The following is a 13,428-nucleotide window of genomic DNA, read 5'->3' as shown; positions in this document are numbered from 1 at the left end:
GCTGATCCTACGAGAACGCGTTCGATCCATTCGGTGTTCGTTAATTTTGAGTGAAACTCATGAATGACCGGCGCCAAGCCGCCGCACCGAGCACCTGCAGCCCACGGGAGACCGCCATGTCCAGCTTCACCGGCCTCGATATCGACCTCGGCGACACGCTGGTCATGCTGCGCGACAGCGTGCGCGACTTCGCCCAGCAGGAGATCGCACCGCGCGCGGCCGACATCGACCGCGACAACCTGTTCCCGGCCGATCTCTGGCGCAAGCTCGGCGACCTGGGCGTGCACGGCATGACGGTGGGCGAGGCCTACGGCGGCACCGGTCTCGGCTACCTGGCGCACATGGTGGCGATGGAGGAGATCTCGCGCGCCTCCGCGGCCGTGGGGTTGTCGTACGGCGCGCATTCCAACCTCTGCATCAACCAGTTGCACCGCAACGGCAGCGAAGCGCAGAAGCGCCGCTACCTGCCGAAGCTGGTGTCCGGCGAGCACGTCGGCGCGCTGGCGATGAGCGAGCCCAATGCCGGCTCCGACGTGGTCAGCATGAAGCTGCGCGCCGAGCGCCGCGGCGACCGCTACGTGCTGAACGGCGCCAAGATGTGGATCACCAACGGCGGCGACGCCGACACGATGGTGGTCTACGCCAAGACCGAGCCGGAGGCGGGCGCCAAGGGTGTCACGGCGCTCATCGTCGAGAAGGGCTTCAAGGGCCTGAGCTTCGGCAGCAAGCTCGACAAGCTCGGCATGCGCGGCTCCAACACCTACCCGGTGTTCTTCGAGGACTGCGAGGTGCCGCTCGACAACGTGCTGGGCCAGGAGGGCGGTGGCGTCAAGGTGCTGATGAGCGGCCTGGACTACGAGCGCGCGGTGCTGTCGGCCGGGCCGCTGGGCATCATGGCCGCCTGCATGGACCTGGTGCTGCCCTATGTGCACGACCGCAAGCAGTTCGGCCAGAGCATCGGCGAGTTCCAGCTGATGCAGGGCAAGCTGGCCGACATGTACACCACCTTCTCGGCCTGCCGCGCCTACGTCTACGCCGTCGGCCAGGCCTGCGACCGCGCCGACCACAGCCGTTCGCTGCGCAAGGACGCCGCCGGCGCCATCCTCTACGCCGCCGAGAAGGCCACCTGGATGGCCGGCGAGGCGATCCAGGTGCTGGGCGGCAACGGCTACATCAACGAGTATCCGGCCGGCCGCCTGTGGCGCGACGCCAAGCTATACGAGATCGGCGCCGGCACCTCGGAGATCCGCCGCATGCTGATCGGCCGCGAGCTGTTCGCCGAGACGGCCTGAGTTCCCCGGCCGAAGGAGCCCCGCGATGTCGACCCTGGTGTCCCGCCTCGATCCGCGCAGCGACGAGTTCAAGGCCAATGCCGAGGCGATGCGCCGCGGCGTCGACGACCTGCACGCGAAGCTCGCGCAGATCGCGCTGGGCGGCGGCGAGCGCGCGCGGGCGCGGCACGTGGCGCGCGGCAAGCTGCTGCCGCGCGAGCGGGTCGAGCTGCTGCTGGACCCCGACACGCCCTTCCTCGAGATCGCCCCGCTGGCCGCGATGGGCGTCTACCGCGACGCCGACGGCAGCGACGCGGCGCCGTGCGCCGGGGTGATCGCCGGCATCGGCCGGGTAGCCGGCGTCGAGTGCGTGATCGTGTGCAACGACGCCACCGTCAAGGGCGGCACCTACTACCCACTGACGGTGAAGAAGCACCTGCGCGCGCAGGAAATCGCGCAGCAGAACCGCCTGCCCTGCCTCTATCTCGTCGACAGCGGCGGCGCCAACCTGCCGAACCAGGACGAGGTGTTCCCCGACCGCGACCACTTCGGCCGCATCTTCTACAACCAGGCGACGATGAGCGCCGACGGCATCCCGCAGATCGCCGTGGTGATGGGCTCCTGCACCGCCGGCGGCGCCTACGTGCCGGCGATGAGCGACGAGACCATCATCGTGCAGGATCAGGGCACGATCTTCCTCGGCGGCCCGCCGCTGGTGAAGGCCGCGACCGGCGAGGTGGTGACGACCGAGGAACTGGGCGGCGGCGACGTGCACACCCGCCTGTCGGGCGTGGCCGACCACCTGGCGCGCAACGACACCCATGCGCTCGCGCTGGCGCGCCAGATCGTCGGGCATCTCAACCACCGCAAGCCGCAGCCGCCGCTGCGGCGCGAGCCGGTGGCACCGGCCTATGACGCTGCCGAACTGCTGGGCGTGGTCCCGACCGACACGCGCAAGCCCTTCGACGTGCGCGAGGTCATCGCCCGCATCGTCGACGGCAGCGAGTTCGACGAGTTCAAGGCGCGCTATGGCGCCACGCTGGTGACCGGCTTCGCGCACATCGAGGGCCTGCCGGTCGGCATCGTCGCGAACAACGGCATCCTGTTCTCCGAGAGCGCCAACAAGGGCGCGCATTTCATCGAGCTGTGCTGCCAGCGCAAGATCCCGCTGGTGTTCCTGCAGAACATCACCGGCTTCATGGTCGGCCGCAAGGTCGAGAACGAAGGCATCGCGCGCGCCGGCGCCAAGATGGTCACCGCGGTGGCCTGCGCCAACGTGCCCAAGTTCACCGTCATCATCGGCGGCAGCTTCGGCGCCGGCAACTACGGCATGTGCGGCCGCGCCTACTCGCCGCGCTTCCTGTGGATGTGGCCCAACGCGCGCATCTCGGTGATGGGCGGCGAGCAGGCCGCCAGCGTGCTGGCCACCGTGAAGCGCGACGGCATCGAGGCCAAGGGGAGCCACTGGTCGGCCGAGGACGAGGCGGCCTTCAAGGCACCGCTGCTCGCGCAGTACGAGACCCAGGGTCACCCCTACTACGCCAGCGCCCGGCTGTGGGACGATGGCGTCATCGACCCCGCCGACACGCGGCGCGTGCTTGCGCTGGGCCTGAGCGCCAGCCTGAACGCGCCGATCCCCGACGCGAAGTTCGGCGTGTTCCGCATGTGATGGAGGGCGCCGCGATGCCGCACCGCCAGGGTCACGCCGCATGAGCGCCGACACGACCGTCCGCCTGAGCCGACCGGCCGCCGCGGTGGCGCAGGTGACGCTGTGCCGTTCCGACGTGCGCAACGCCTTCAACGACGAGGCGATCGCGGCGCTGACCCAGGCCTTCCGCGCGCTCGACGCCGACGACAGCGTGCGCGTGGTGGTGCTGGCCGCCGAGGGCCCGGCCTTCTGCGCCGGCGCCGACCTGCACTGGATGCGCCGCATGGCGGACTACACGCGCGCGCAGAACCGCGACGATGCGGCCGGCCTGGCCGAGATGCTGCGCAGCCTGGCCGGCTGCCGCAAGCCGACCATCGCGCGCGTGCAGGGCGATGCCTACGCCGGCGGCGTGGGCCTGGTGGCGGCCTGCGACCTCGCGGTCGCGGCCGACACGGCGCAGTTCTGCCTCAGCGAGGTGAAGCTCGGGCTGGTGCCGGCGACGATCGGACCCTACGTGGTCCGCGCGATGGGCACGCGTGCCGCGCAGCGCTACATGCTCACCGCGGAGCGCTTCGATGCCACCACCGCGCAGCGCACGGGCCTGCTGCACGAGGTCGCGCCGGCCGAGGCGCTGGACGCGGCGGTGCAGGCCCTCGTCGACGCGCTGCTCGCCGCCAGCCCGCAGGCGCTGGCCACCTGCAAGCGCCTGCTGCACGAGATCGCCGGGGCGCCGCTCGATGCCGCCCTGATCGCGCGCACCGTGGAGTTCATTGCCGATGCGCGCGCCTCGGACGACGGCCGCGAGGGCGTGCAGGCCTTTCTCGGCAAGCGCCGTCCGCGCTGGCAGGCGTGAAGGAGCGACGATGGAACTGCCGGCAGTGAACTCGCTCGACACCACCCACCTGGTCGCGCTGGCGGCGGCGCTGGGCTGGGCCAGCGGCCTGCGGCTCTACGCGGTGTTGGCCATCACCGGGCTGGTCGGCTATGCCGGCTGGGTGCAGCTGCCGCCAGGCCTGCAACTGCTGCAGCACCCGCTGATGCTGGCGGGCAGCGGCTTCATGCTGTTCGTCGAGTTCTTCGCCGACAAGATCCCCGGGCTCGACTCGTTGTGGGACCTGGTCCACACCGCGGTCCGCATCCCGGCCGGCGCGGCGCTGGCCGCCTCGGTGTTCGGCGCCGACCATGCCACCGCCGCAGCGCTGGCGGCCCTGCTGGGTGGCACGCTGGCTGCGACCAGCCACGTTGCCAAGGCGACCACGCGCGCCGCGGTCAACACCTCGCCCGAGCCGTTCTCCAACATCGGCATGTCGCTGCTCGGTGATCTGGCGGTGCCGTCGATGCTGTGGCTCGCGTTCGAACACCCGGTGCTGGCGATCGCCGGCGTGGCCGCGGCCTTCGTCGGCATGCTGGTCCTCGTGTGGGTGCTGTCGAAGTTCCTGGCGCGGCTGTGGGCCCGGCTGAAGATGCTGCTCGGTGCGGCGTCGGCCACGGCGACGGAGTCCAGATGATGTTCAAGAAGATCCTGATCGCCAACCGCGGGGAGATCGCCTGCCGCGTGGCCACGAGCGCGCGCCGGCTGGGCATCGCGACGGTTGCCGTGTACTCCGATGCCGACGCGAACGCGCGGCATGTCAAGGCCTGCGACGAGGCGGTCCGCATCGGCGGCGCCGCGCCGCGCGACAGCTACCTGCGCGCCGACCGCATCCTCGAGGCGGCCATCGCCACCGGCGCGCAGGCGGTGCATCCGGGCTACGGCTTCCTCAGCGAGAACGACGGCTTCGCCGAGGCCTGCGCCGCGGCCGGCATCGTCTTCATCGGCCCCACGCCGGCGGCCATCCGCGCCATGGGCCTGAAGGCCGAGTCCAAGCGCCTGATGGAAGCGGCCTGCGTGCCGCTCGTGCCCGGCTACCACGGCGCCGACCAGGACCCGGCGCTGCTGCGGCGCGAGGCCGCGCGCATCGGTTACCCGGTGCTGATCAAGGCCAGCGCCGGCGGCGGCGGCAAGGGCATGCGCGTGGTGTCGGACGATGCGGCCTTCGATGCGGCCCTCGCCTCCTGCCGCCGCGAGGCCCTCGGCAGCTTCGGCGACGATGCCGTGCTGGTCGAGCGCTACCTGCAGAAGCCGCGGCACATCGAGATCCAGGTGTTCGGCGATACCCATGGCCACTGCGTCTACCTGTTCGAGCGGGACTGCTCGGTGCAGCGCCGCCACCAGAAGCTGCTCGAGGAGGCCCCGGCGCCCGGCATGACCGAGGAGCGCCGCCGCGCGATGGGCGAGGCGGCGGTGGCAGCCGCGAAGGCGGTCGGCTACGTCGGTGCCGGCACGGTGGAGTTCATCGCCGAGCCCGACGGCCGCTTCTATTTCATGGAGATGAACACGCGGCTGCAGGTCGAGCATCCGGTGACCGAGGCGATCACCGGGCTCGACCTCGTCGAGTGGCAGCTGCGCGTCGCGGCCGGCGAGCCCCTGCCACTGCAGCAGCACGAACTGCAGATCCGTGGCCATGCGATCGAGGCGCGCCTCTGCGCCGAGAACCCCGATGCCGACTTCCTGCCGTCCACCGGCCGCCTGCACGTGCTGCGCTGGCCGGCGCATGTGTCCTTCGAGCGTGCCACCGGCGCCGAGCCGGCGGCGGTGCGGATCGACGCCGGCGTGGGCGAAGGCGATGCGATCACGCCGTACTACGACTCGATGGTCGCGAAGCTCATCGTCTGGGGCCGTGACCGCGAACAGGCGCTCGCGCGCATGGACCGGGCGCTGGCGCACACCCATCTGGTCGGGCCGCAGCACAACGTGGCCTTCCTACGCCGCGTGGTCAACAGCCCGTCGTTCGCCGGGGCCGACCTCGACACCGGACTGATCGAGCGCGAGCGTTCAGGGCTGTTCGATGCGCCCGCGCTGGCGCCCGCGCTGGTCGCCGCGGGGGTCGTCGCGCACGCCCTCGCGCAGGAGCGTGCCGGCGAAGACGCCGACCCGTGGTCACGCCGCGATGGCTGGCGCCTGCACGGCAGCGCGCTGCGCCGCTTCGAGATCGACCACGCCGGTGCACACCTGCGCGCCTCGCTGCAACGCACGCGAGACGGTGCGATGCAGTTGCAGGTCGACGCGACGGTACATGCCTTCGAGGCGCGGCCGCTCGGTGGTGATCGCCATGACGTGCTGCTCGGCGAACGCCGGCTGGTCCTGTCGGCCTATGCGGTCGGCGAGAACGTCGCGCTGTTCACGCCCGACGGGTCGGCCTGGGTCCGTGAAGTGGACGTGCTCGCCCACGCCGGCGACGCCGCCGCCGAAGGGGGACGCCTGACGGCACCGATGCCCGGCAAGGTGGTGGGCTTCCTGGTGGGGGCGGGTGATCGCGTCCGGCGCGGCCAGGCCCTGGCCGTGATGGAGGCGATGAAGATGGAGCACACCTTGAATGCGCCCAGCGACGGTGTCGTCAAGGGCCTGCGCTTCGCCGCCGGCGAACAGGTCGCCGAAGGCGAGGCACTGCTGGATTTCGAGCCGGCGGCGGCCGCTGCCGCGTGAGCCGGTCGGCGCGGCGTCAGGGAGCGGCGCTGTCCTGCCGATCGCGGCCGATGCCCGGCCAGTTCGACGGCGAGAAGCGGCTGCCGCGCGCCGGCGCGGGCAACGTGGTGTCCAGGGCTTGGAGGGGGCGGCTCAGGCCGAACCCGCTGGTGTCCTGCGACCACGCGAGTTCCTGCTGCGCGACCGGTGCACGGCGCGGGATCTGCGCCAGCGCGGCGCGTGCTTCGCGCGCGGCGACTTCCATGTGGATCTTGATGTCTTCGGCGGCGGTGGCGTCCTCGAAGCGATCGGCCAGTTCATGCAGCGCGTAGTCGCTGAGGCTGCGGCACACGCTCGCCACCTCTTCGGCGTAGTGGCGCTGACGCAGCATGCGGGCCACGTCGATGCCTTCGCCCAGCGTGCGCAGCAGCGTGAAATGGATGCGGGTGGCGAGCTGAAGGCGGGTGAAGGTGGTGGACATCGCAGCGAGCCCCGGAAGTTGAGCGCATGGTGCGTGACCGGTGTCGTCACGCCCATCCCGCACAATGGGGAGAGCTGTCCGCCCGTTCACGGGGGGCACTTCGGCGCACCGAAATGCGCTGTCAGATGTTTGTGAGGAACCACACATGTTGCCGAGCCGGGTGACGCTGGTCGACGTCGGTCCACGGGACGGTCTGCAGAACGAGAAGCAGCCGGTCGCTGCAGAGCACAAGATCGAATTGGTGCATCGGCTGCAGTCCGCCGGATTGCGCGAGATCGAGGTCACGAGCTTCGTCAGCCCGAAATGGGTGCCGCAGATGGCCGACAACGCGCAGGTCATGGCGGGTCTGCGCCGCCGGGCCGGCGTGCGCTACAGCGTGCTGGTGCCCAACCCGAAGGGGCTCGAGGCGGCGCTGCGGCCGGCACGCGACGGATGGCCCGACGAGGTCGTCGTGTTCGGTGCCGCGAGCGAGGCCTTCAGCCAGAAGAACATCAACTGCAGCATCGCCGAATCGATCGATCGCTTCGCGCCGGTGGTCGCCGCGGCGCGCGAGGCCGGCATCAAGGTGCGCGGAGCGATCTCCTGCGCGCTGGCCTGCCCCTACGAAGGCGAGGTGTCGCCCGACCGCGTCGAGCAGGTGGTGCGTCTGATGCAGGGCATCGGCGTGCAGCATGTCGGCGTGGCCGACACCATCGGCGTCGGCACGCCGCGGCGCGTGCAGGCGGCGATGGAGCGTGCGCTGAAGCACTACCCGCTCGCCGAGGTGAGCGGCCATTTCCACGACACCTACGGCCAGGCGCTGGCGAACATCTACGCCTGTCTCGAACTCGGCGTTCACAGCTTCGATGCGAGCGTGGCCGGTCTCGGCGGCTGCCCCTACGCGAAGGGCGCGACCGGCAATGTCGCGACCGAGGACGTGGTGTTCCTGTTGCACGGGCTGGGCATCGAGACCGGCATCGATCTCGACGCCCTGGTGGACACGGCGACCTTCATTTCCGGCGTGCTGGGTCGCAAGCCGGTATCGCGCGTGGCGAACGCGCTGCTGGCGAAGCGCGGTGTGCCGGCATGAGCGAAGACGCATCGCTGGCCCAGCGGCCCGAGGGCTTCCGCCGCGTCACGCAACTGCTGGCCGAGCGCGGCCATGCGCACGCGCCGCGCTGGCTGGACGTGGCCGCCCGCACCTCGCAGGAGGCCGCCGACGCGCTGGGCATTGCGCTCGGCCAGATTGCCAAGAGCGTGATCTTCCGGCGTCGCGCCGACGACGTGGCGGTGCTGGTCGTCACGTCGGGCGACCGGCGCGTCGACGAGAAGAAGGTGGCTGCGCTGGTGGGTGCGGTCGGCCGCGCTGACGCCGACTTCGTGAAGGCGCGCACCGGCTACTCGATCGGCGGCGTGTCGCCGATCGGCCATGCCTCGCCCTGCGTCACGCTGATCGACCGCGAGCTGTTCCGCTTCGCCGAGGTGTGGGCGGCGGCCGGCCATCCGAACGGTGTGTTCGCGCTGAGCCCGCAGGCGCTGGAACAGCTGACGGCCGCGCCGGTGGCCGACGTGGTGCAGTCATGAGCCCGACGCACGGCCGCCCGACGACGATCGACGACGACGTGGCGCCGGTCGCCTCGCCGTGCATCGACATCTGCCGCATCGATGCGGCCAGTGGCTGGTGCGAGGGCTGCTACCGGACGATCGACGAGATCGCCGCCTGGTCGCGCCTCGACGATGCCGGCAAGCGTGCCGTCTGGCTGCAGCTCGACATGCGGCGCAAGCCGGAGGAGTCCGCAGGATGACGCCGATCACCTTCTGGTTCGATCCGATCTCGCCCTACGCCCATCTGGCCTTCGAGCGCCTGCCGCAGGCACTCGAAGGCTGCAGCTACGTGGTCGACTACCGACCGGTGTTGTTCGCCGGCCTGCTGAAGCACTGGGGCCAGCTCGGCCCGGCCGAGATCGGCCCGAAGCGCGACTGGACCTACCGGCAGGTCGTCTGGCTGGCGCACCGCCACGGGATCGACCTGCAGATGCCGGCGGTCCATCCGTTCAACCCGCTGCCCTTGCTGCGCCTGCTGGTCGCCTGCGGGCGGGGTGGGCTGGCGAACCGCCATCAGTGCGAGGCGGTGCTGCGCCATGTGTGGACCGGTGGCGCGGAGGCCGACGAGCCCCGGCGGCTCGCTGGCCTCGAGGCGCGGCTGCAGCCGGCGCGCGACCCGCGCTCCGACGCCGTGAAGCAGGAACTTCGCGCCAACACCGATGCCGCCATCGCGCGCGGCATCTTCGGCGTGCCGACGCTCGAGGTGCACCGGGCCGATGCGGCTGCGCCTCGCCTGTTCTGGGGCTTCGATGCCCTGGACATGGTGGCCGATGGCCTGCGCGGCGCCGAGGGTTTCGACCAACGCTGGAGTGCGGCGGTCGCCGTGGAGGCCGGGGTTCAGCGGCCCCGGTGAAACTACCCAGACCGATTTCGGTCTTGTTCTCACATCGCAAAAACTGATCCGCGGGTTCTCCCGGGGGTTGTCAGTTGCAGTTGGTTTCGCGTCAGAGACAGGTCAGAGCAGGCGGCGATCCTTCTCCCAACGCCGCATCCCGCGGCGAACTTCAAGATTGAAGCAGGAGACAAGCCATGGCTGCTGTTCTACCCACCACCGGCGGCGCCGCGGCGCGCCCGATGACCGCGGAGGAGAAGAAGGTCATCTTCGCGTCCTCGCTCGGGACCGTGTTCGAGTGGTACGACTTCTACCTGTACGGATCGCTGGCGGCCATCATCGCCAAGCAGTTCTTCTCCGGCCTGGACGCCGGCTCGGCCTTCATCTTCGCGCTGCTCGCGTTCGCGGCCGGCTTCATCGTGCGGCCGTTCGGTGCACTGGTGTTCGGCCGCTTGGGCGACATGATCGGCCGCAAGTACACCTTCCTGGTCACGATCCTGATCATGGGTCTGTCGACCTTCATCGTCGGCATCCTGCCGACCTACGCCTCGATCGGCGTGGCCGCGCCGGTGATCCTGATCATCCTGCGCCTGCTGCAGGGTCTCGCGCTCGGCGGCGAGTACGGCGGTGCCGCGACCTATGTCGCCGAGCACGCACCGCACGGCAAGCGTGGTGCCTACACCTCGTGGATCCAGACCACGGCGACGCTGGGCCTGTTCCTGTCGCTGATGGTCATCCTGGGCACCCGAACCGCCGTCGGCGAAGCAGCCTTCGCCGACTGGGGCTGGCGTGTTCCGTTCATCGTCTCGATCGCCCTGCTGGCCATCAGCGTGTGGATCCGCCTGTCGATGAACGAGTCGCCCGCCTTCAAGAAGATGAAGGAAGAGGGCAAGACCTCGAAGGCGCCGCTGACCGAGTCCTTCGGCCAGTGGAAGAACCTGAAGATCGTGATCCTGGCGCTGATCGGCCTGACCGCCGGCCAGGCCGTGGTCTGGTACACGGGCCAGTTCTACGCGCTGTTCTTCCTGACGCAGGCGCTGAAGGTCGACGGCGCCACCGCGAACATCATGATCGCGATCTCGCTGTTGATCGGCACGCCGTTCTTCATCGTGTTCGGTTCGCTGTCTGACAAGATCGGCCGCAAGCCCATCATCCTGGCCGGTTGCCTGATCGCCGCACTGACCTTCTTCCCGCTGTTCAAGGCGCTGACCGAGGCGGCCAACCCCGACCTCGCCGCCGCGCAGGCGAAGAACAAGGTGCTGGTGCACGCCGACCCGGCCGAGTGCTCGTTCCAGTTCAACCCGACCGGCACCGTCAAGTTCACCAGTTCCTGCGACATCGCCAAGCAGGTGCTGGCCGCCGGCTCGGTGAGCTATGACAACGTGCCGCATGCCGCCGGCACGCCCGCCACCATCACGATCGGCGAGACGGTGATCCAGAGCTACAGCTCCAAGGGCCTCCCGCCCGACGAGGCGAAGGCCAAGGACGCCGAGTTCAAGAAGTCGGTCGCCGAGACCCTGAAGGCCGCCGGCTACCCTGCCAAGGCCGACCCGGCGAAGATGAACAAGCCGCTGATCGTCGGCATCCTGGTGATCCTGGTGATCTACGTCACCATGGTGTACGGGCCGATCGCCGCGATGCTGGTCGAGATGTTCCCGACCCGCATCCGCTACACCTCGATGAGCCTGCCGTACCATATCGGCAACGGCTGGTTCGGCGGCCTGCTGCCCACCACCGCGTTCGCGATCGTGGCCCAGACCGGCAACATGTACAACGGTCTCTGGTACCCGATCATCATCGCCGGCATCACCTTCGTCGTGGGTCTGATCTTCGTCCGCGAGACCAAGGACGTCGACATCTACGCCAAGGACTGAGGAGCCCAGAACCATGTGGAAGATCGCACTCGGATTCATCGCCTTCGCCGCCGTCGTGCTGTACGTGCTGTCGAAGAGCGGTGGCGACATCGACATGAGCGGAGAGAAGCACGGGATCGAGGTGCCGCCGGCCGCGTCGGCGGCGTCATCCACCGGCTACTGACCTCTCCCCACCCACCGCATTCCGATGCGACGGCGCGCTGCTTCTGCAGCGCGCTTTTTTTTGTGTCGCGCGCGAGCCGGCGGGCAGGCAAGATGACGGCGCCGGTCGCCGTGGTGCCACGGTCTCCGATGCCCGACGAGGAGACCGCGATGAGCGATGAGGCGCTCCCTGCTGCCGCCCCCCGGCCCTGCGGGCCACTGCTGGGCCACCTGTGTCAGCTGCTGCGACGTTACCTGCCCTTCTCGCACATGGCGGCGGTGGATGTCGAGCGCTTCGTCGCCGCAGCGAGCGAAGCCTACTTCGCGCCCGACGAGTGCGTGCTGAGGCCCGAAGACGGGCCGGTCCGGCATCTCTACTTCATCCGCGACGGTGCGGTGAGTGCCGTGCGGGGATCCGATCAGGTCGACGAGGGCGGCTTCCAGTACGAGGCCGGTGACATGTTTCCGGTGGCCGCCCTGATGGCGCAGCGCGCGGTGAGCGCCGTCTACACCGCCACGCGCGACACCTTCTGCCTGCTGCTGCCTCTGCAGGCCGTCGACGAGCTCGTCGCGGCGAGCCCGCCGTTCGCCGACCTGCTGAACCGGCGCATGCTCAACTTCATCGATGCCTCGCGCCAGGCCTTGCAGTCGGCCTACGCGTCGCAGGCGTTCGCGACCCAGTCGCTCGAGCGCCGGCTCGGCGAACTGGCCACACCGGCCCCGCGGACCTGCCGTCCCGACACGCCGCTCGCGCAGGCGCTGCAGGCCATGCAGCAGCACCGCATCGGCTCGATGCTGGTCACCGACGACCTGGGCGCACCGGCCGGCATCCTGACGCGCTACGACATCCTGGACCGCATCACGCTGCCGCAGTTGCCGCTGTCGACACCGATCGCCGCGGTCATGACGCAGCCGGTGCACACGCTGACGGTCGACCACACCGCGCAGGACGCCGCGTTGCTGATGTCGCGCCACGGCCTGCGCCACGTGCCGATCACGTCGTCGGGCCGGCTCGTCGGCGTGGTGTCGGAACGCGACCTGTTCGTGATGCAGCGGCTCTCGGTGAGGCAGCTCAGCAGCTCGATCGGCAGCGTGGGCACTGTCGACGCGATGCCGGCCGTGGCGGCCGACCTGCGCCGGCTCGCCGCCGCGCTGCTGGCGCAGGGGGTGCAGGCCCGCCAGCTGACCGAGCTGATCAGCCACCTCAACGACCTGCTCACGCGGCGGCTGATCGAGCTGACCGCCGCACGCCACGGCCTGGACCTGGCGCGCGCCTGCTGGCTCGCCTTCGGCTCCGAGGGCCGGTCGGAGCAGACCATCGCCACCGACCAGGACAACGGCCTGATCTTCGAGAGCCACGATCCCGCGGCCGATCGACCGGCCTGGCTGGCCTTCGCGCGCGAGGTCAACGCGGCGCTCGATGCCTGCGGCTATCCGCTGTGCAAGGGCCAGGTCATGGCGAGCAATCCCGAATGCTGCCTGACGCCGGCGGAGTGGCAGGAGCGCTTCGCGCGCTGGATCGAGCACGGCGCCCCCAGGGACCTGCTGGCGGCCAGCATCTACTTCGACTTCCGCCCGCTGGCCGGGGCCGTTGCGCTGGCCGGCCCGCTGCGCGACTTCGTCACGCGACGCGCTCGCGAGGTGCCTCGCTTCTGCCGGCAGCTGGCCGAGGACCTGCTGCGCACGCGCGCACCGCTCGACTGGCTGGGCGGCATCGACAGCCAGACGATCGAGGGCGTCAGGGCGATCGACCTGAAGCTCCACGGCACGGCGATCTTCGTCAACGCCGCGCGCCTGCACTGCCTGGCGCTCGGCGTACCCGAGGTCAACACGCGCCGGCGTCTCGAGGCGATCGCCCGGGCGCGCGGCGCGCCGCCGCAGCACGGCGAGGCCTGGATCGGTGCCTTCGAGTTCCTGCAGATGCTGCGGCTGCGCGTGCAGCTCGAGGGCCTGGCGCCAGGTGACGTGCGGCAGCATCCGAACGCGATCCGGCTCGACGCCCTCAACGAACTCGACCATCGCATCCTGAAGGAGGCGTTCCGTGTCGCGCGCCGCCTGCAGCAGCGCATCGAGCTCGATTACCTGCGCTGAA

General features: G+C 70.1%; 13 protein-coding genes. 12 read left to right on the top strand and 1 reads right to left on the bottom strand.

The window, feature by feature from the left end:
• Positions 1 to 116 precede the first annotated feature (116 nt).
• From C1M51_RS06670 to C1M51_RS06650, 5 genes are read left to right on the top strand one after another with little or no spacing between them, the layout of a single operon-like run.
• Positions 117 to 1,292: an isovaleryl-CoA dehydrogenase gene (locus tag C1M51_RS06670; protein WP_129448780.1), complete on the top strand. Its 1,176-nt coding sequence runs from the start codon at positions 117 to 119 to the stop codon at positions 1,290 to 1,292.
• A gap of 25 nt (positions 1,293 to 1,317) precedes the next feature.
• A complete protein-coding gene (locus C1M51_RS06665; protein WP_129448779.1) occupies positions 1,318 to 2,940 on the top strand; it encodes a carboxyl transferase domain-containing protein in 1,623 nt (540 codons plus the stop codon).
• 40 nt (positions 2,941 to 2,980) lie between these two features.
• Entirely contained in the window at positions 2,981 to 3,772 is a 792-nt protein-coding gene (locus tag C1M51_RS06660; RefSeq protein WP_129448778.1) for an enoyl-CoA hydratase/isomerase family protein, read from the top strand.
• Between the two features lie 10 nt (positions 3,773 to 3,782).
• On the top strand, positions 3,783 to 4,427 hold the full coding sequence (locus C1M51_RS06655) for a DUF4126 domain-containing protein (RefSeq protein WP_207207808.1): 645 nt from the start codon (positions 3,783 to 3,785) through the stop codon (positions 4,425 to 4,427).
• On the top strand, positions 4,427 to 6,445 hold the full coding sequence (locus C1M51_RS06650; protein ID WP_129448777.1) for an acetyl/propionyl/methylcrotonyl-CoA carboxylase subunit alpha: 2,019 nt from the start codon (positions 4,427 to 4,429) through the stop codon (positions 6,443 to 6,445). Before C1M51_RS06655 ends, C1M51_RS06650 begins: the two co-directional genes overlap by 1 nt.
• A gap of 16 nt (positions 6,446 to 6,461) precedes the next feature.
• Here C1M51_RS06650 and C1M51_RS06645 read toward each other — a convergent pair whose 3' ends face one another.
• Positions 6,462 to 6,905, bottom strand: a complete 444-nt coding sequence (locus C1M51_RS06645) for a hypothetical protein (RefSeq protein ID WP_129448776.1) — start codon at positions 6,903 to 6,905, stop codon at positions 6,462 to 6,464.
• 145 nt (positions 6,906 to 7,050) lie between these two features.
• Between C1M51_RS06645 and C1M51_RS06640 the strand changes: the two genes are divergently transcribed.
• The 7 genes from C1M51_RS06640 to C1M51_RS06615 all read left to right on the top strand — a co-directional run bounded on the left by C1M51_RS06640 (position 7,051) and on the right by C1M51_RS06615 (position 13,427).
• A complete protein-coding gene (locus C1M51_RS06640) occupies positions 7,051 to 7,974 on the top strand; it encodes a hydroxymethylglutaryl-CoA lyase (protein ID WP_129448775.1) in 924 nt (307 codons plus the stop codon).
• On the top strand, positions 7,971 to 8,468 hold the full coding sequence (locus C1M51_RS06635) for a YbaK/EbsC family protein (protein ID WP_129448774.1): 498 nt from the start codon (positions 7,971 to 7,973) through the stop codon (positions 8,466 to 8,468). Before C1M51_RS06640 ends, C1M51_RS06635 begins: the two co-directional genes overlap by 4 nt.
• A complete protein-coding gene (locus C1M51_RS06630; protein WP_129448773.1) occupies positions 8,465 to 8,689 on the top strand; it encodes a DUF1289 domain-containing protein in 225 nt (74 codons plus the stop codon). Before C1M51_RS06635 ends, C1M51_RS06630 begins: the two co-directional genes overlap by 4 nt.
• The gene (locus C1M51_RS06625; protein WP_129448772.1) at positions 8,686 to 9,342 is read left to right on the top strand and encodes a 2-hydroxychromene-2-carboxylate isomerase; all 657 of its coding nucleotides are present in this window, start codon (positions 8,686 to 8,688) and stop codon (positions 9,340 to 9,342) included. The genes C1M51_RS06630 and C1M51_RS06625 overlap by 4 nt, the downstream gene beginning before the upstream one ends.
• A gap of 176 nt (positions 9,343 to 9,518) precedes the next feature.
• Positions 9,519 to 11,195, top strand: a complete 1,677-nt coding sequence (locus C1M51_RS06620) for an MFS transporter (RefSeq protein WP_129448771.1) — start codon at positions 9,519 to 9,521, stop codon at positions 11,193 to 11,195.
• Between the two features lie 13 nt (positions 11,196 to 11,208).
• On the top strand, positions 11,209 to 11,358 hold the full coding sequence (locus C1M51_RS18985; protein ID WP_011830923.1) for a hypothetical protein: 150 nt from the start codon (positions 11,209 to 11,211) through the stop codon (positions 11,356 to 11,358).
• Positions 11,359 to 11,507: 149 nt separating this feature from the next.
• Positions 11,508 to 13,427: a DUF294 nucleotidyltransferase-like domain-containing protein gene (locus C1M51_RS06615; protein ID WP_242499991.1), complete on the top strand. Its 1,920-nt coding sequence runs from the start codon at positions 11,508 to 11,510 to the stop codon at positions 13,425 to 13,427.
• Position 13,428 lies beyond the last annotated feature (1 nt).

Source organism: Methylibium sp. Pch-M (assembly GCF_004136295.1).
Lineage (GTDB): Bacteria > Pseudomonadota > Gammaproteobacteria > Burkholderiales > Burkholderiaceae_C > Methylibium > Methylibium petroleiphilum.
This window is presented reverse-complemented; position numbering and strand designations above follow the sequence as displayed.

Bases quoted from the DNA above. Each gene is read 5' to 3' on its own strand.
- C1M51_RS06670 (WP_129448780.1), top strand. From the start codon at position 117: ATGTCCAGCTTCACCGGCCTCGATATCGACCTCGGCGACACGCTGGTC.
- C1M51_RS06665 (WP_129448779.1), top strand. From the start codon at position 1,318: ATGTCGACCCTGGTGTCCCGCCTCGATCCGCGCAGCGACGAGTTCAAG.
- C1M51_RS06660 (WP_129448778.1), top strand. From the start codon at position 2,981: ATGAGCGCCGACACGACCGTCCGCCTGAGCCGACCGGCCGCCGCGGTG.
- C1M51_RS06655 (WP_207207808.1), top strand. From the start codon at position 3,783: ATGGAACTGCCGGCAGTGAACTCGCTCGACACCACCCACCTGGTCGCG.
- C1M51_RS06650 (WP_129448777.1), top strand. From the start codon at position 4,427: ATGTTCAAGAAGATCCTGATCGCCAACCGCGGGGAGATCGCCTGCCGC.
- C1M51_RS06645 (WP_129448776.1), bottom strand. From the start codon at position 6,905: ATGTCCACCACCTTCACCCGCCTTCAGCTCGCCACCCGCATCCATTTC.
- C1M51_RS06640 (WP_129448775.1), top strand. From the start codon at position 7,051: ATGTTGCCGAGCCGGGTGACGCTGGTCGACGTCGGTCCACGGGACGGT.
- C1M51_RS06635 (WP_129448774.1), top strand. From the start codon at position 7,971: ATGAGCGAAGACGCATCGCTGGCCCAGCGGCCCGAGGGCTTCCGCCGC.
- C1M51_RS06630 (WP_129448773.1), top strand. From the start codon at position 8,465: ATGAGCCCGACGCACGGCCGCCCGACGACGATCGACGACGACGTGGCG.
- C1M51_RS06625 (WP_129448772.1), top strand. From the start codon at position 8,686: ATGACGCCGATCACCTTCTGGTTCGATCCGATCTCGCCCTACGCCCAT.
- C1M51_RS06620 (WP_129448771.1), top strand. From the start codon at position 9,519: ATGGCTGCTGTTCTACCCACCACCGGCGGCGCCGCGGCGCGCCCGATG.
- C1M51_RS18985 (WP_011830923.1), top strand. From the start codon at position 11,209: ATGTGGAAGATCGCACTCGGATTCATCGCCTTCGCCGCCGTCGTGCTG.
- C1M51_RS06615 (WP_242499991.1), top strand. From the start codon at position 11,508: ATGAGCGATGAGGCGCTCCCTGCTGCCGCCCCCCGGCCCTGCGGGCCA.